This is a genomic window from Streptomyces sp. NPDC046465, from assembly GCF_040646035.1.
Lineage (GTDB): Bacteria > Actinomycetota > Actinomycetes > Streptomycetales > Streptomycetaceae > Streptomyces.
In genome coordinates this window covers 18,835-35,973 of the sequence record NZ_JBEYZK010000029.1, presented here as the reverse complement: position 1 = coordinate 35,973, position 17,139 = coordinate 18,835, and the positions used below count along the sequence as shown (strand labels likewise).

Here is a 17,139-nt window from a genome sequence, read left to right as displayed (position 1 = left end):
TGCGGAGACGGTGCGGTCATCGGGCGGCTGGTCATCGGGCGGCTAGTCATCGGGCGGCTCCCTGTCCCGGCCCCTCCGCTTCGATGTCCGGCTCTGTCGCGCGGCGGTGCGGCATCGTGTCGGACGCCTTCATCGCCAGGACGAACAGGGTCAGCATGGCCAGGGCCGTGGGTGTGATCAGCATGACGAGAAGTCCCCCCGGTTCTCGAAGCACTGCAGAAATCAGAATTCTGCAAACCTCAAGATCCTAGGGGGACGACGTGCCGTTGCCCACTCATTTTCCGCTCAGCAGTTGCCCCGCACCGGCTTCCCCGCGAACCGGTCCGCCAGCCACTGGGCCGCGAACGGCGACTGCGTGATCACGCCGCTGACGTGCTCGCCGAGCGGCACGGTGTGCCACTCCACGTTCGCGCCCCGGGCGCACCAGTCCGCGCGGACCTGCCTGCCCACGCCGTACGGGATGAGCTCGTCGGCGAGCGCGTGGTACTGGTAGACGGGCGCGTCCGGCTTCACCGTGCCGACCCGCGACTCGTTCAGGCGCTGCTGCCAGTCGGGCTGGTCGAGGGGGTTCTTCGTGGTCATCGACGCGATCGTCTTGAAGGAGCCGAGCACGGCGCCGTCCGCGACGCAGGAGTTCTTCATGGCGCCGACGAGCGCTTTGCCCGCCGGGTTGAGGTAGGAGTCGAGCTTCAGCTCGGGGAAGGCCGCGTTCTGGCCGATCGCCGCCATGAAGATCAGGCCGGACCCGTACGAGCCGTCGTTGAACTTCGCGACCTTCAGCAGATCACCGGGGACACCGCCGGTCGCCGTGCCCTTGACGGCGAGGTCGGGGGCGTAGGAGCCGTGCAGTTCGGCCGCCCACGACGAGGCCTGCCCGCCCTGCGAGTAGCCCATGATGCCGACGGGCGTGTCCTTGCCGAGGCCCGCCTCGGGCAGCCGGATCGCGGCGCGGGCGGCGTCCAGCATGGCCTGGCCCTCGGCGCGGCCCACCGTGTAGGTGTGGTCGCCGGGGGTGCCGAGGCCCTCGTAGTCGGTGACGGCCACCGCCCAGCCGCGCAGGGTGAGCTGCTGGATGAGGTTGGCCTCCACGGCGGTGCCGTAGGGGAAGCCCGTGCTGGGCGCGCAGCGGTCGGCGACGCCGACGGTCCCGACGGCGTACGTGATGAGGGGGCGCGGGCCCTTGTGGCCGTCCTGCGGGACGATGACCGTGCCGGAGACGGTGTTCGGCTCGCCCTTCGCCGTGGTCGAGCGGTAGTGGATCTTCCAGGCCTTGGTGTTCGTGGGCTGGCCCGGCAGAGGGTGGAAGCTGCTCGGCGCGGAGCTCACGATGTCGCCGGGGGATCCGGTCGCGGGGGACTCGGCTGCGGGGGATCCGGTCGTGGGGGATTCAGCTGCGGGGGACCCGGTCGTGTTCGTGGTCGCGGTCGTGCTCTGGTCGGCGTGTGCCGCGTGTGCCGCCGTGAGCGGGGTGACGGCCGACAGGCCGAGCGCGGCCACCACGGCCCACGCTCTGACGCCGGTGCGTGTGTGCATGCGGCTCTCCCAACTGTGCTCAGGGGTGGGGGTGTTCCGGAGGCGTGCGGGGTGCTCCGGGGTGTTCCGGCAATGACCGTAGTGACTTGTGAGTAAGTTCGGGGCTGACCGGGACGCTCACCTTCGTTGACTCCGGCTCGCAGGTGTTCAGGGCGGCGTCCCGGCGCTACTTTCTCAGCGGGGGGAGCCGCGGGCTCCGGCACGCCGGGACGAGGGCGGCAGCAGTCACACGAACGGATGGCAGCGGCAGCAGTCGCCCGCGTGGACGGGAGCGGCGCCGGCGGGACTCCGCCACCCGACTCCGAACGGAGGACCGCCATGCCGGAGCCAGAAGAGACCAGCCAGCCGCGGCCCGCCCGCCTCGAACAGGCGCTGGCCTGCTTCCACGAGGCCCGCGGCCTGGCGGATCCCGAGGAGTCGCCGGGCATCTACGGCACCATCCTCCACGACATCGCCGACACCTACCGCGACGCCCGCGACTTCAAGGAGGCCGCCGAGCACTTCCGGCAGGCCGTCTCGTACAAGCAGCGGGCCGACGATCCGAGCGACCTCGCCACGACCATGACCGCGCTCGCCAACACCCTGGTCACGCTGGGCGAGCGGGCCGAGGCGCGGGACGTGCTGGAACGGCTCGCCGCCGAGGTCGTCAGGATCACGGACACCGAGCGGCGGGCGGCTTTCCTGCACCACATGGCGCTCATCTACGAGGAGTTGGGACACCTGGGCGTCGAGGGCGCCTACGCGGACGGGGTGACCGCCCGGCAGGCCGTGCTCGCACTCGTCGACGGCGAGAGCGATCCCGGCTGGTACGCCTCCGTACTCAAGGGCATGGGTGACGCCTACGACGCGCAGGAGATGCTGCCCCAGGCGCACGCCGCCTACGAGGAGGCCGTGCGGTACACGCGGCGCATCGAGGGGAATTCCACCTCGCTGATCACGGTGCTGATCGCGCTCGGCCGCACCAGCCGACGGCTCGGCAGGCGGGAGGGGGCCGGGGAGCAGGAGGGGGAGGGGACGGTGGAGGCCGACCGTGCGGTGGTGAACGGCACGGTGTACGAGGAGTCGGGGGCTCAGCCGTGGGGCGCGGGCCCCGCGGACCCGGTGGACGACCCGCCCTCCGACGCGGCGGTCGACGGGCTGCCCTCCGACGGGGTGCCCTCCGACGGGGTGCCCTCCGACGGGGCGCCCTCCGACGGGGCGCCCTCCGACGGCGCGACGGACGACGAGGAGCCGTAGGGGGATGGCGGCGGGTCATGGTGCGGCGGCGGGGCCGCCCCGCAGGGCCGTTCCGTCTCCGTCCGGTACGCGCCCGGAGTCGTCCCCGTCCACCGCCTGAACGCCCGGTGGAAGGCCGTGTCCTCGGAGAAGCCGAGCCGCGCGGCGAGCTCCGCGATCGGCTCGCGGCCTTCCGCCAGACCGGCGATCGCCGCGTCACGCCGCACCGCGTCCTTCAACTGCTGGTACGACGTGGACTCCTGGGCCAGACGGCGGCGCAGCGTCGCCGGGCTCACCGCGAGCCGCGCCGCGATCTCGCCGAGCGAGGGCAGCCGCGGCGAGGTGCGCAGCGCACGGGCGAGGACGCGGCGCACCTGCTCGGCGACGGTGGTGCCGTACTCGCGCCGGGTGAGCAGCTCGAAGGGCGCCCGGCGCAGCATCTCGTCCAGCGCGTCCTCGTCCCTGATCAGCGGCGCGTCCAGCCAGTGCGGGTCGAACCCCGCGCCGGTGCGCTCGGCGCCGAACCGTACGGGGCAGCCGAAGAGCAGCTCGTACTCATCCTTGTGCGGGGGCGGCGGGTGCCCGAACTCGGCCCAGCGCAGCGGGATGCGGCGGCCGATCAGCCAGCTGCACAGGCGGTGCCAGATGATGATGAGGCACTCGGCGAGGAAGTAGTCCTGTTCGAGGTCGTTGCGGACGCCGAACACCGCCTCGTCGCCGCGGCGTTCCAGGACGAGGTCGGGGCCGCCGGGGAACAGGCCGTAGAAGGTGGTGCCCCGCTGCACGGCGGCGCCGAGATCGCGGCAGCCCAGTGCGGCCTGGCACATCATCGCGAACGTGCCCGGTCTGCTGACGGCGGCGCCGAGACCGAGGAACTCGTCCTGCGTGGCGCGGTACAACTCTCGGAAGAGCCGGGCGAACTGGGGCGCGGTGATCCGGGCCCGGTCGTCGCCGAGGAGCAGCGGCGGGATCTGCGCTCCCCGCAGCAGCGGCACGGTGTCGACGCCGCGCCGTTCGGCGCCGCGCAGCACGGCCCGCACATGGTGCACGGTGATCGTCCGCCTGGCCATGTCACGACGGTAGCGCGCGGTTGAGCGCCCCGGTCAGTGGTGCTGACGTTTCCCGTCATCCCGGGGGCCGGGCGCGCTCCCTAGCGTCGTACGCATGCAGGAGACACGGAAGGACCCGAAGGACCCGAAGGACCCGAAGAACCTGAAGGGCCCGAAAGACCCGAAGGACCCCGAGAACCCGCACGGCCCGGCCGAACTACCGCAAACCCTCGCCCTGTTGACCGAATGGGCGGCGGAGCGGTACGGCGAGCTGCCCGCTCTGCGCTTCCGGCGCGACGGAGCGTCGCCCGAGCTGTCGTGCACGGAGCTGACGTACACCGAGCTGTCGTACACGGGGCTCCGGGACGCCGCGCGCCGGGTCGGCCGGGGCCTGCTCGCGCTGGGGGTGCGCCCGGACGACCGCGTGGCGGTCCTCGCCGAGACCCGCCCCGAGTGGACCCGAACCCACTTCGGTGTCCTGGCGGCGGGCGCGGTGGTGGTGCCGGTCTATCCGACGGCGGGCGACGAGGAGGTCGCCTGGGTGGTGGCGGACTCGGGCGCGTCGGTGGTGATCTGCGAGGACGAGGCGCAGGCGGCGAAGATCGAGCGGCTGCGGGGGCGGCTGCCCGGGGTGCGGCACGTGGTCCTGATGACCCGCGAACCTGTTGAAGCTGAAATCGGCTCGCTGGAAGAACTGTTGGCCCGCGCCGAAGCGCGGACCGGCGGCGACCTGGCCACCATCATCTACACCTCGGGCACCACCGGGCCGCCCAAGGGCTGCCTGCTCACCCACGGCAACCTGCTCGCCGTGCAGGCCGCCTCCGTGCCGCTGGTCGACGGGGGCCCCGGCGACTCGACGTACCTCTACCTCCCGCTCGCCCATCTCCTCGCCCAGCTCATCGAGTTCACGACGCTCATCGGGGGCGCCACCCTCACCTTCTTCGGCGGGCGCGTCGAGGACGTCGTCGCCGAACTCGCGGAGGCGCGGCCCACGCATCTGCCGTCCGTGCCCCGGCTGTTCGAGAAGGTGCGGTCGGTGGTGCTGTCCCTCGCGGAGGCGCAGGAGGGCGGCCGTGAGCGGTTCGCCGAGGCCGTCCGTATCGGGGTCCTCGCGGCCGACGGCGTGCTGCCCGAGGAGCTCAGGGAGGCCTACGAAGCCGCCGACAAGGCGCTCTACGGCCTGGTCAGGCAGGCGCTCGGCGGGCGCGTCCGGTGGGCGCTGACCGGCGGCGCACCCATCGCCCCTGACACCGTCGACTTCCTGCGGGCCTGCGGCATCGCGGTCTACGAGGGGTACGGGATGACGGAGTCGGCGGGCGTCCTCACCCTCAATCACCCGGGCTCCGTGCGCTACGGAACCGTCGGCCGCCCCGTGGACGGCGTAGAGCTGCGCATCGCCGAGGACGGGGAGGTCCTCGCCCGGGGCGCCATGGTCTTCCTCGGCTACCACAACAACCCGTCGGCCACCCGCGCCACCCTCGACGAGGAGGGCTGGCTGCACACCGGTGACCTGGGGGCGCTCGACGAGGACGGCTTCCTCACGATCACCGGCCGCAAGAAGGACCTCATCATCACCTCGGGCGGCAAGAACCTCACGCCCTCGCTGAGCGAACTCGCCATCCAGACCTCCCGGTTCGTCTCCCGCGCCGTGATGGTCGGCGACCGCCGCCCCTACCCGGTCGCCCTCGTCACGCTCGACGCGGAGGAGGTGACCGGATGGGCGGCGCGGGAAGGGGTGACGCTGACGGAGCCCGTCTCCGGCGACCCGCGCGTGCGGGCGCTGGTCCAGGAGGCGGTGGACGCCGCCAACGCGACGGTCTCGCGCCCCGCCCGGATCCGCGCGTTCGCCGTCTTGGACGAGGACTTCACGGTCGAGGACGGACTCCTCACGCCGAGCCTGAAGGTACGGAGGAAGGCGGTGACGGAGCGGTACGCGGGGGTGGTGGAGGAGTTGTACGAGCGGGGCGGGGCCCCGGGGCCGGAGACACACGCGGAGACGAACCCGGAAGAAGCCGGGCCATAAGCGCCGGACGCTACGAGAGTCCCGCGAGACGCCACGAGAACCCCGCAAGACACTACGAAAGCGCTACAACGAGACGCTACGACAGCGCTACAACGAGACGCTACGACAGCGCCACGAGACGCTACGGCAAACCCGCGAGACGCAGCAGCGCCGTAGTCGCCGCCGCACCCACCACGACCACCGCGAACGGCGCCCTGCGCCAGGCGAGCACCCCGCCCGCCAGTACTCCGGCGGGCCTGGCCCACCCCGCGAAGTCCTGCCCCTCGGTGAGCGCGCCGGTGGCGAGCAGCGCGACGAGCAGCACCGTGGCGCCGACGGCCAGCAACTCCTGGACCCGGCCGGAGAGTTCGACGCGGCCGTGCAGGACGGGCCCGGCGAGGCGGAAGACGTAGGTGCCTGCGGCGAGGGCGAGGACACAAGTGAGGGTGGCGTTCACGAGGCACTCCTCGACGAGGCGGGGCGCGGACGGCGGGGGCGGAGGAGACGGCCCGGACGGAGAGGGCGACGAGGCCCGCGCCGCGCCGCGAGCAGCCCGAGGAGGGCGAGCAGCACCGGCACCCCCGCGGGCAGCAGCGGCGCGGCGACGACCGCGATGACGGCACCGGCCGCCGAGGCCCGCCGCGCCGCGCTGTCGGCACGCAGTGCGGGCAGTACGAGGGCCAGGAGCACCGCGGGGAACGCGGCGTCGAGCCCGAACCGGTCCGTGTCGCCGAGCGCGGTCCCGGCGAGGGCGCCGACGAGCACGCTGAGGTTCCACGCGACGAACAGGCCGATGCCCGATATCCAGAAGGCGGCCTTGCGCTGGGCGCGGCCTTCCTGGGCGAGGACGAACGCGGCGGTCTCGTCCGTGACGAGGTGGGCGCCGATCAGGCGGGCGGGCCAGGACCTGCCGAGGTCGTCGGCGAGCGCCAGACTGAACGCAGCCGTGCGGGAGTTGAGCAGCAGCCCGGTGGCGGCAGCGGCCACGGGGCCGCCACCCGCGGTGAGGATGCCGACGGCGCTGAACTGGGCGGAGCCCGCGTACACGAGCAGCGACATGACCACGGGCACCCACAGGGGGAGCCCGCCCGCGACGGCGATGGCGCCGAAGGAGATGCCGACGACGGCGTCGGCGAGCCAGACGAGCGCGATGTCGCGCAGGACGCCGGGCGGCAGATCGGAGACGCGCACGAGGCCGCTGGTTGCCCCGTCCGTTCGGTGGGGCGGGCTGTCTGTTCGGTGTGGCGAACGCATGCGTCGTAGGATGGGCGGAGCGGGTCGCGTTCGTCAAGCCGAACGATCGGACCGCTCTACCGAACGCAACGGGGAGAGAGCCGAGGAGAAGCACTGATGACCGACGGGTCCCGCATGCCGCGCGAGTGGGTCGCCGCGGCCCTGCGCCGTGAGCGCACCAAGGCCGGGCTCTCCCTCTCCGAACTGGCCAAGCGCGCCGGCATCGCGAAGTCCACGCTGTCCCAGTTGGAGGCGGCCACCGGCAACCCCGGCATCGAGACGCTCTGGGCCCTGGCTGTCGCGCTGGGCGTGCCGTTCAGCGTGCTTGTGGAGTCACCCGCCCCCGCGGTGACGGTGATCCGCGCGGGTGAGGGCCCCACGATGCTCGCCGAGAACTCCTCCTACGCGGGTACGTTGCTCTCGGCGGGCCCGACCGGCGTGCGGCGCGACATCTACCACGGCACGCTGGAACCCGGCCCTCCGCGCGAGTCCGCCCCGCACATCCCCGGCTCGGTGGAACACCTGATCATCAGCACGGGCCGCCTGCTCGCGGGCCCCCAGGGCGAGTCGGTCGAACTGTCCCCCGGCGACTACATGTCCTACCGAGGCGACGTCCCCCATGCCTACGAGGCCCTGACCCCCGCCACAACCTTCGTCCTGATCATGCAACACACCTGAGGGGCCACCCGAGATGGGGCCGGAACGGCCCCACCAGGGGCGCGGGGAACTGCGCACCCCGCCACGTTGAAGTCAGGGGCGCGGGGAACTGCGCACCCCGCCACGTCCAACCCGCAGAAGACGCCCGACGAACCGCCCCCGAACCCCACCGCCCAAGGCCCAGGGGCCAGCAAAAGGCAGGAGCCCCGCTTCCCCCGCAAAGCGGAGGAGCAGGGCTCCTTGGGTACTGCTCTCAATCTCCGGATCTGGTCACCGGAGCAACCACACGCCCCACTTGCGTGAGGCGCCCGATTACATCGGGGTGACGTTCTCCGCCTGCGGGCCCTTCGGACCCTGCGTCACGTCGAAGGAAACGGCCTGGTTCTCCTCAAGGGAGCGGAAGCCGTTCGCGTTGATCGCGGAGTAGTGGACGAAGACGTCCGGGCCGCCGCCTTCCTGGGCAATGAAGCCAAAGCCCTTTTCAGCGTTGAACCACTTCACGGTTCCGGTAGCCATAAGCCCTCCTTGGGCCAAAGGGTTGCCCTGCTCCAGAACCAGCGATTGTTTAAACAACTGCATAAGTCTGAAAACGACGAGAGCCCACGGAGTTACATGCTCCGCAGGCTCTGTACTGCAAGGGAAACCAAACTGCAACTTGCGGCGAGCTTAGCACGCAGACGGCGGAATGCAATAGGGGGCAAGATCACGTCACCCGGAGGTTTGACAACGCTCTCGACAGGGTTGACGAGAGGCGTGTCGGCGCCCCGGCGCCCGCACCGTACCGCATGGGGGCTAGCCTCCCCGATGTGGACAATTCTCCCCTGGACGCCTCCGCGGGGGCGGGCGCCGAACAGCGACACGGCTCCCGCCGCATTCCCCGGCCGCGCGTCGGTCACATCCAGTTCCTGAACTGCCTGCCCCTGTACTGGGGACTCGCGCGGACCGGGACGCTCCTCGACTTCGAGCTGACCAAGGACACCCCGGAGAAGCTCAGCGAGCAGCTGGTCAGGGGCGAGCTGGACATCGCGCCCGTCACGCTCGTCGAGTTCCTGAAGAACGCCGACGACCTCGTCGCCTTCCCCGACCTCGCGGTCGGCTGCGACGGCCCCGTCATGTCGTGCGTGATCGTCTCGCAGGTGCCGCTCGACCAGCTCGACGGCGCCCGCGTCGCGCTCGGCTCGACCTCGCGCACCTCCGTGCGGCTCGCCCAGCTGCTGCTCGCCGAGCGGCACGGCGTGCGGCCCGACTACTACACCTGCCCGCCCGACCTGGGGCTGATGATGCAGGAGGCGGACGCCGCCGTCCTCATCGGCGACGCGGCGCTGCGCGCGAACCTGATCGACGGGCCGCGGCTCGGCCTGGACGTATACGACCTCGGGCAGATGTGGAAGGACTGGACGGGCCTGCCGTTCGTCTTCGCCGTCTGGGCGGCGCGACGCGACTACGCGGCGCGTGAGCCGGAGGTCGTGCGCGAGGTGCACAAGGCGTTCCTCTCCTCCCGCGACCTCTCCCTGGAGGAAGTGACGAAGGTGGCCGAGCAGGCCGCGCGCTGGGAGTCCTTCGACGCCGGTGTCCTGGAGCGGTACTTCACGACGCTCGACTTCCGCTTCGGCGGCGAGCAGTTGGCGGGCGTCACCGAGTTCGCCCGCCGGGTCGGCCCGACGACCGGCTTCCCGGCGGACGTGGAAGTGGCGCTGCTCAAGCCCTTTTGACGAAATCGGGGACGTCGTCCGTCATCCAGTTGTCCATTCTGGGGCTGCCCGGCATATCGCTGCCGTCTGCCGTCGTAATAGTTCTTTGCGTCCGGATTGAGCACGGGCATCACCACGATGAACGCACCACGATGAACGCACCACGATGAACGGCAGGCTCTTCCCTTGATGGCCCTGCCCGGCGGTAACGGCTATCCCGGCAATTACTGGAGTCCCGGGAAGCCGCTGCCGGAGTACTTCGGGTCGAAGTGCCGCTTGGGCGCCCATACCCCTACCTTGCCGGTGAATCCGAACTTCGTTAGCAATACGGTCATTGCGCTCATGTGGCGGGAACGCGGTCAGGGGGCTCCCGCACCGGCTTCCGCACTACGCTGATCCGCAGTGCTGACCCGCGCGAGGTGTCCGGCGGCACGCCTGGGGGAGGTCAAGGACATGCATCCGCTCGAAGCCGACGAACCCACCGCGATCGGGCCCTACCGGCTGCTCGGCCGACTCGGCTCGGGCGGTATGGGACGGGTCTACCTCGGCCGCAGCACGGGCGGCCGTACGGTCGCAGTGAAGATCGTCCACCCGCACTTCGCGCTCGACGAGGAGTTCCGCGCCCGTTTCCGGCGTGAGGTCGACGCGGCGCGCCGGGTCGGCGGCGACTGGACGGCGCCCGTCCTCGACGCGGACCCGGAGGCGCCCGTGCCGTGGGTCGCCACGGGATACGCGGCCGGGCCCTCGCTCACGGAGGCGGTGCGCGAGGGCGCGCCGCTGCCCGAGCACTCCGTACGCGTACTCGGCGCAGGTCTCGCAGAGGCGCTGGCGCACGTGCACGCGCTGGGGCTCGTCCACCGCGACGTGAAGCCGTCGAACGTCCTGCTCACGCTCGACGGTCCGCGCCTCATCGACTTCGGCATCGCACGCGCCACGGACGGCACCGCCTCGCTCACCTCCACCGGCGTCTCCATCGGCTCGCCCGGCTACATGTCGCCCGAGCAGATCCTCGGCAAGACCGTCACGGGCGCGGCGGACGTCTTCTCGCTGGGCGCGGTCCTGGTGTACGGGGCGACGGGGGAGTCACCCTTCCCCGGGGACTCGTCGGCCGCCCTGCTCTACAAGGTCGTCCACGAGGAGCCCGAACTGGGCGCGCTGAGCGGCGACTTGCGCGATGCCGCGGCCGCCTGCCTCGCCAAGGACCCGGCCGCCCGCCCCGCTCCCGGCGAGCTCGCCCGCCGCCTCGCCCCCGAGGGCGCGGCCCGGCTCGTCGCCGCCGGATGGCTGCCGGGGCCGGTCGTGGAGCGGGTGAGCCGGCGCGCGGTGCGGCTGCTCGACCTGGACACGGGGGCGGGGGCGGGGGCGGCCGAATCGTCGCCGCCGGTCGACGCGTCGTCCTCCGGCCCTGTGGCGTTCGAGACCCCTTCCTCTTCCTCCCAGGAGCCTTCCTCCAAGGAGACTTCCTCTCAGGAGCCTTCCTACCAGGGGGCGTTCGGGCCCCCCGACTCTTCGTACGGCGACTCTTCGTACGTCGCGTCCGTGGGGTTCGTCGACCGGGCGCAGCCCCCGCAGCCGCCCGGCGCCGTGCCGGGGCCCCGCTCCGAGGCCCCGCCGGACACCCGCCCGCCGGGCAGGCTCTCCGTCTCCATGGCCGGGTCCTCCATCACGCAGGGCGCGAACGGCCGCGTCCGCAAGGTGAGCTGTACGGTCGCGCTCGCCGTGGCGGGCGCCCTGGCCGCCGTCACCGTCGGCTCGGTCTTCGTCTTCGGGCTGCTGCCGGACGACGACGACGCGTCGCAGGACGCGGGAGCGCGGCCCTCGGCGGCCACCACCGCGCCCAGCGACCCGGGCGACGCCGCGGACGACGGCGGCAAGGTCCCCGAGGCCTACCTCGGCACCTGGCGCGGCAAGGCCGACGCGAGCGGCGGCACGGTCCCTCTCGGCACGTTCACGGTCACCCTGCGCCAGGCCGACCCGGGGCAACGGCTCGGCACGGTCGTGCAGCACGACCCGATCGGCAACACGTGCAGGGACGTCCTGACCCTCAAGTCGGCCACGGACAAGCAGGTCGTGGCGACGGGCAAGGGGTCGCCGGACAACGGCGGCCAGTGCTCGCAGACCACCCACACGGTCTACCTCCGGCCGTCCGGCAAGACCGACGGCAAGACCGACGGCAAGACCCTCACGTACACGTCGGACGATCCGGGAGCGGGGGACCCGAAGGCGCGGCTGACTGCGGTGGAGTGAGTTCCGGTGCTGTGAGCTCCGGTGGGGTGCCGCGGGCGCGCCGCTTCTTGACGTACAGGTGGGCGAGCCAGCCGCCCAGCGCGGCGCAGAGCACGGCCGCGATCCCGGGCGCCCACAGGTAGGGGTACTGCTCGTGGATCCAGCAGGGCTCGCCGTGCGCGAAGCACTCCGGGCCCCTGCGGCGGCGCTTGGGCCGGGTGGCCCCGAAGTTGAGCAGAAGAAGCAGGCACGACAGCGCCACGCCGGGCAGCGCCGCGAGCGCCCACCCGATCGAACGGAGCGGCTGCTGCTTCCGCTTCGCCCGGACGAGTGGGGCGATGACCCCGGCCAGGGCGGGCGGGGAGAGCAGCCCGATGGTGACCGCGAAGCCGTACCCGCCGCCGGGCCAAGCGGGCGCGATCTCGCCCCACAGCGTCGTGCCCCAGGCCAGGTCCGCCAGGCCGAACAGCACCGTCACGCCGAGCACGGCGAGGAACATCAGGGTGCCGAAGAGCCAGTTGCTCTCCTCGCCCTCCTCCGTCGGCTTCCGCTTCCCCGGCCTGCGACGGCCCGACGTCCGCGCCCCCGCCACATGCGCATACCGCAGCGCGGGCCCCGCCGCCCGCCGCCGCGCCTTCTTCGCCGAACCACCCACGATGCCTCCGTTCTCCTGGCATCCCCCCTACAACGGGGTGGTCAGCGTGGCCAGTTCGCCGTTGCCGAGGTGCAGCATTCCCTTGCCGGGCGTGATCGGCCCGCCGACCAGGCTGCGCGAGATCCGCAGCCCGATCAGGTCGCCGCTGGAGCTGTCCTGCGGGGAGAGCAGGATGCCGCGGCGGCCCTTCTTCACGTCGACCTGCCAGCCCGAGAAGCCGCTACAGACGTCCTCCTCGTCACCGGCGAGGACGAGCGCGAGGCCCTGCTCGGCGCCGCGCTGGATGATCCGCTTGAACTGGCTCGCCGCGTCCGCGTCCTCCAGCATCTCCGCGTCGTCGATGAGGACGACGACGGGCTCCTCCCGGGACGCGTCCGCCTCGTCGATGAGCTCCTCGAACTCGTCCTCGTCGATGTCGTCACCCGTGAAGACCTTCAACACGCCCTCGGTGCCCTCCAGTTCCCGCAGCGGGGACTGGCGCGGGGCGGCGATGACCAGACGTACGCCCTGCGAGCGGAACGAGCGCGCCATGTTCATCAGGACCGTCGAGCGCCCCGACTTCGCCGGGCCCGCGATGACGAACGCCGGGACGCCCTGCGCCAGGTCGGGCCCGTAGCCCATGACCTCGTCGCCGCCGATGCCCACGAGCGCCCACAGCTTGGAGCGCGAGGCGTCCGGGTCGCGCAGCTCCCATGCCTCTTCGAAGGAGATGCGGCTCGGCAGCGTGTCGACGCGGAACGGGCGGAGGCCGCGCGGGACTTCGGCGTCGCGGGCCGCGGCCCGCTCGCCGATCGCGGCGATCGCCGCGGCCTGCCCCTGGCCCGTGGAGTCCTCGGAGAGCAGCGCGAACTGCGTCTCCGTACCGCTCTCGTTCCGGAAGGCGCGGCCCGGCGCGATCTCCTCGGGGACCTTGCGGGCCGGGATGCCGAGCATCGAGAAGTCGGAGCGGTCCGCGAGGCGCAGCCCGTACTTGTCCTCGGTGAGGGAGGAGATGCGGCCCACCAGGATCTGCCGGTCACCCGTCATGACCATGTGGATGCCGACGCTGGCGCCCTCGCGCATGATCGTGGTGATCTCGTCGGTCAGCGAGCCGTGGTCGACCTCGCCGAGCGTGGGCAGCCAGCCCTCCCAGCGGTCGAGCAGCACGACGAGGTGCGGGAGGCGCTCGTCCTCGGCGGCGTCGTTCCGCTGCTCGCCGATGTCCGCGTACCCCTTGTCGGCGAGGAGGTCCTGGCGGCGGGTGAGTTCACCCTTGAGGCGGTTGATGAGGCGCACCACGCGCTCGGTCTGGTTACGGCCGACGACGGCGCCGCAGTGCGGAAGGCGGGTCAGCGCGTTCAGCGCGCCGTTGCCGCAGTCGATGCCGTACATGTGGACGTCGGCGCAGGAGTGCGTGCGCGCGAGGGAACCCGCGATGGTCCGCAGGACCTGCGAGCGGCCGGAGCGCGGCGCACCGCCGATCATCAGGTGGCCGAAGCTCGCGAAGTCGATGACGACCGGGCGGCGCGCCTGGTCGGCGGGCAGGTCCTCGACGCCGTACGCGGCGGGCGTGAGCGAGCCGGGTGCCGTGCGCGGCGCGGGCACCGGGATCTCGTCGAGCAGCAGGGTCTCGCCGAGCGCGGGCAGCCACGGGCTGTGCTGGGCGGGGATGCCGAGCGTCCGGTTGGCCTCGATGATCTCGTCGACCAGGACCTTCAGGTCGGTGATCTCCTCCTCCTCGCGGGCCTGGGCCTTCGGCTTCACCAGTGCGGCGCGGCCGAGCGCGGACCAGTCGAGGGCGTCGACCCAGGGCGCGAGGAGGGCGGGGTCGGCGGCGCCGGGGCGCCGGCCGCCGACGCGTCCCGACTGGAACGGCACGAGGGAGGCGTGCCCGAGCCGCACGTAGGCCCGTCCCGGGGTGTTCTTGGAGATGTGCCCGGCCTCGGGGGAGTCGATGACGTCTGTCGACTCGCCGCCGTCGGTGACGCGCAGCGCGATGCGGAGGTTGGTGTTGGCGCGGATCTCGGGGGAGACGACACCGGAGGGCCGCTGGGTGGCGAGCAGCAGGTGGATGCCGAGCGAACGGCCCCGCTGCGCGATGTTGACCAGGCCCGTCACGAAGTCGGGCAGGTCGCGCACCATGGAGGCGAACTCGTCGATGACGATGAGGAGTCGCGGCACGGGCGGGTGCGACGGGTCGCGCCGCACGAGGTCCTGGTAGTCCTCGATGTCCTTGGCGTCGGCGTCGGCGAGGATGTGTTCGCGGCGCTTCAGCTCGGCGCCGAGCGATTCGAGGGCGCGCTCGACGAGGTGCGCGTCGAGGTCGGTGACCATGCCGACGGTGTGCGGCAGCTTCACACAGTCCTTGAACGCGGAGCCGCCCTTGTAGTCGACGAGGACGAAGGTCATGTTCTCGGGGGTGTTGGCCACGGCGAGCGCGGCCACGATCGTCTGAAGGAGCTCCGACTTTCCGGAACCGGTGGTGCCCGCGATGAGGCCGTGCGGGCCGTCCTTGCGCATGTCGATGCCGAAGGCACCGTCGTACGACTCACCGATGACGGCCATCGTCGACTGCCCGCCCGCCTGCCAGCGCGCGGTGATCGCGCCGGACGTCGGCGGCTCCAGCTGCAGTACGTCGAGGAGGCGGCTCGACCCCGGCAGCGCGGAGTCCTCGGTCTCCCCGCTGATGTCGCGCAGCGGCGACACGGCCCGCGCCAGGCGCAGGCACCAGGCGGGGGTCACGAAGTCGGGCCGTACGTCGCGCAGCCGCTCCGCGCCCGACATCTCGACGCGCAGTCGCAGCTCCCGCGGGGCGCTGGCCAGGTGGGTCTCGGGCGCCGCGGTGTGCCACGCCTGGAAGGAAGGGAAGCCGCCGGGGGCTTGCGGAGGCTGGGCAGGCGCGTTCGGGACGCCGGGAGCCGCCATCTGCCCGTCCCCGTACTGCCCGCTCCCGTACTGCCCGCTCCCGTACTGCCCGCCCCCGTACGCGTGGGGGTCCGGCTTGAGGTCCGGCTTCGGCTCGGCGACCACGAAGGCCTGGCACTCGCCGGGCAGGAACCGTTCTTCGGTGTCGAGGCAGAGCGCGTACATATGGACGGCGGGGCCCTCGCGCAGCAGCCGCACCACACCCGGCAGGGACCGCAGCCGCCGCGACCCGTCCCACACCACGACGATGTCCGGGTCGGAGAAGTTCGCGCCCTGGCTCTTGTTGTCCTCCGCGGCCTTCACGCGCGCGTCGAGGATCTGCGTCAGTTCACCGATGCGGGCGCCGACGGTCTCGGCGTCCGTGCCGATCAGTACGTTGATGTCCTGGCCGCCCGACGGCCGGGCGTGCGGCAGCCACCGCACCCAGTCCCAGCTCTCCATGGACGTGTTCTCGGTCAGCACGTAGAACTGCACGTCCATCGGGCTGTGCAGCGTCGCGGTCTGTGCGACGGCCCAGCGCCCGAGCGCGGTGGCGGAGTCGTCGGGCCCGGCTATGCCGATGACCCCGAGCCCCTTCAACGGCAGGGCGACGGGCGCGTCCTCTATCTTCCAGGTCACCTGCCGCCGGTGCTCGTCCTTCTCCGGATCGTCGAGCACGACTTCGGAGGGCAACTGACCGGTCCCGAACCGCAGAAGCAGATGATCGCCATCCGTCCGCCGCCGCTCCCAGAGGCGCGTACGGGGCCCGGTGCCGAGCGCGAGCACGGCGGCGGGATCGGGGACGGCGTTACGCCGGTCGAGCCGCTCGGCGATCAGCGCGTCCTGCGCGTCCTTCTCGATCCGCGCCTTCGTCTCCTTGTACTCCTTGACCTGCTTCGCATGGGACTTGCGCCCGTGCTTCTTGTCCATGAAGTAGTTGCCGAAGAGCATGATCGGGCTGAGCCCCGCCATGATCAGGTAGTACCAGCGGTTGAAGATCATCGCTGCCACGACGGCACCGACCAGCGGGAAGAGCGCCATCAGCCACGGCAGCGGCCGCGCCTCGAACTCGCGGGGCGGGCTGGGCAGCCGGAAGGTGGTCTGCCGCTCGGGCGGGCGCAGCCGCGGGGGCCGGTTGTAGTCGAGTCCCGCGCCGTCCTCGGACCACTTGAGGGCGGCGTTCGGGGGCGTGTACCGGACGAGTTCGAGGAGGGTGTTGCCGAGCGCGATCTGCGCGCCGATGGGCCACGGAACGGTGTCGAGCCGGCCCTTGCCCCGGGCGGCCTTGACCCGCTCCTTGCGCTCGCTCCGCTCCTGCTTCTCCCGCTTCTCGCGCGCCTTCCTGTCCTTCTTGGACTCTCCCTCGGGCGGCACCGTCGCGAGCGGCTCGGGCTCCTCCTTCTCCTCGCCGAACGGCTCCCCGTCGAGGGTCACGCCCTCCTTGTCCTGCGCCGACCCGTGCAGGGTGGCCTGACAGGTGCCGTCGGTTGCAACTGACAACGTCAGCGCGCGGCCGGGCATCTCCGGATCGCCGATGCGGATGTACGAGGCGGGCCCGCTGCCGATGTCGTACCGCCCGATGCCGAGCCGGTGCACCGAACCCGCGGCGGCCCCGCTCGCCACGCGCAGCTCGACCAGGCCGGAGGGCTCCCCCGGCAGGCACCCCGCGGGGTCGTCGAGGCTGACGACGGCGCCCTCGCGCAGCGGCGAGGTGACGACGGTGGCGGCGGGGTCGACGGCGTACCCGTCGACGTAGATCATGGGCGCTCCACCGCCCGGGACCTGCTGCCCCTGCCCGATCGGGATGATCTGCGCACCGCTGCGGCCGGCCTGCCGGGCCAGTTCCACCGCGATGTCCTGCACGGTGGACTCGGGATCGGCGTCGAGAACCACGTCGGCGGAGCCCCCGCCGTACGGATCGACGACGGTCAGAGTCAGGCGCACGATCGTCCTCCCCGGAGCTGAACAATGCGCCTGACGATATCCGCTCCACCC

General features: G+C 72.0%; 12 protein-coding genes and 1 pseudogene. 5 read left to right on the top strand and 8 right to left on the bottom strand.

What is annotated here, in order from left to right; translation table 11 throughout:
- Nucleotides 1-46: 46 nt before the first annotated feature.
- Together ABZ953_RS33830 and ABZ953_RS33825 are read right to left on the bottom strand one after the other, a co-directional pair.
- On the bottom strand, nt 47-184 hold the full coding sequence (locus ABZ953_RS33830) for a hypothetical protein (protein WP_361732283.1): 138 nt from the start codon (nt 182-184) through the stop codon (nt 47-49).
- A 101-nt stretch (nt 185-285) separates the two neighbouring features.
- Nucleotides 286-1,533, bottom strand: coding sequence for a lipase family protein (locus ABZ953_RS33825; protein WP_361732280.1), 1,248 nt, complete (start codon nt 1,531-1,533; stop codon nt 286-288).
- 237 nt (nt 1,534-1,770) lie between these two features.
- Here ABZ953_RS33825 and ABZ953_RS33820 point away from each other — a divergent pair.
- Nucleotides 1,771-2,151, top strand: a pseudogene (locus ABZ953_RS33820) (tetratricopeptide repeat protein); the annotation flags it as partial.
- A 452-nt stretch (nt 2,152-2,603) separates the two neighbouring features.
- Here the strand turns inward: ABZ953_RS33820 and ABZ953_RS33815 are convergent.
- The gene (locus ABZ953_RS33815; protein WP_361732277.1) at nt 2,604-3,818 is read right to left on the bottom strand and encodes an AraC family transcriptional regulator; all 1,215 of its coding nucleotides are present in this window, start codon (nt 3,816-3,818) and stop codon (nt 2,604-2,606) included.
- A 94-nt stretch (nt 3,819-3,912) separates the two neighbouring features.
- Between ABZ953_RS33815 and ABZ953_RS33810 the strand changes: the two genes are divergently transcribed.
- The gene (locus ABZ953_RS33810; protein WP_361732274.1) at nt 3,913-5,820 is read left to right on the top strand and encodes a long-chain fatty acid--CoA ligase; all 1,908 of its coding nucleotides are present in this window, start codon (nt 3,913-3,915) and stop codon (nt 5,818-5,820) included.
- Nucleotides 5,821-5,941: 121 nt separating this feature from the next.
- Here the strand turns inward: ABZ953_RS33810 and ABZ953_RS33805 are convergent, their stop codons facing one another.
- Both ABZ953_RS33805 and ABZ953_RS33800 read right to left on the bottom strand, forming a co-directional pair.
- Complete coding sequence (locus ABZ953_RS33805) at nt 5,942-6,256, bottom strand: AzlD domain-containing protein (protein ID WP_361732271.1); 315 nt, start codon at nt 6,254-6,256, stop codon at nt 5,942-5,944.
- Nucleotides 6,253-7,053 carry an AzlC family ABC transporter permease gene (locus ABZ953_RS33800; protein WP_361732268.1) on the bottom strand — a complete coding sequence of 267 codons (801 nt, stop codon included), beginning with the start codon at nt 7,051-7,053 and terminating at the stop codon, nt 6,253-6,255. Before ABZ953_RS33800 ends, ABZ953_RS33805 begins: the two co-directional genes overlap by 4 nt.
- Before the next feature lie 96 nt (nt 7,054-7,149).
- On the opposite strand from ABZ953_RS33800, the gene ABZ953_RS33795 reads away from it, so the two are divergent.
- The gene (locus ABZ953_RS33795; protein WP_361732265.1) at nt 7,150-7,710 is read left to right on the top strand and encodes an XRE family transcriptional regulator; all 561 of its coding nucleotides are present in this window, start codon (nt 7,150-7,152) and stop codon (nt 7,708-7,710) included.
- Nucleotides 7,711-8,001: 291 nt separating this feature from the next.
- Here ABZ953_RS33795 and ABZ953_RS33790 read toward each other — a convergent pair whose 3' ends face one another.
- Nucleotides 8,002-8,205, bottom strand: a complete 204-nt coding sequence (locus ABZ953_RS33790; RefSeq protein WP_006138897.1) for a cold-shock protein — start codon at nt 8,203-8,205, stop codon at nt 8,002-8,004.
- 356 nt (nt 8,206-8,561) lie between these two features.
- On the opposite strand from ABZ953_RS33790, the gene ABZ953_RS33785 reads away from it, so the two are divergent.
- Complete coding sequence (locus ABZ953_RS33785; RefSeq protein WP_361732467.1) at nt 8,562-9,401, top strand: menaquinone biosynthesis protein; 840 nt, start codon at nt 8,562-8,564, stop codon at nt 9,399-9,401.
- A gap of 432 nt (nt 9,402-9,833) precedes the next feature.
- On the top strand, nt 9,834-11,627 hold the full coding sequence (locus ABZ953_RS33780; protein ID WP_361732263.1) for a protein kinase: 1,794 nt from the start codon (nt 9,834-9,836) through the stop codon (nt 11,625-11,627).
- On the opposite strand, the gene ABZ953_RS33775 is transcribed toward ABZ953_RS33780, so the two are convergent.
- Together ABZ953_RS33775 and ABZ953_RS33770 are read right to left on the bottom strand one after the other, a co-directional pair.
- Entirely contained in the window at nt 11,563-12,261 is a 699-nt protein-coding gene (locus tag ABZ953_RS33775; RefSeq protein WP_361732260.1) for a hypothetical protein, read from the bottom strand. The genes ABZ953_RS33780 and ABZ953_RS33775 overlap by 65 nt on opposite strands.
- 27 nt (nt 12,262-12,288) lie before the next feature.
- Complete coding sequence (locus tag ABZ953_RS33770) at nt 12,289-17,088, bottom strand: FtsK/SpoIIIE domain-containing protein (protein WP_361732257.1); 4,800 nt, start codon at nt 17,086-17,088, stop codon at nt 12,289-12,291.
- Nucleotides 17,089-17,139 lie beyond the last annotated feature (51 nt).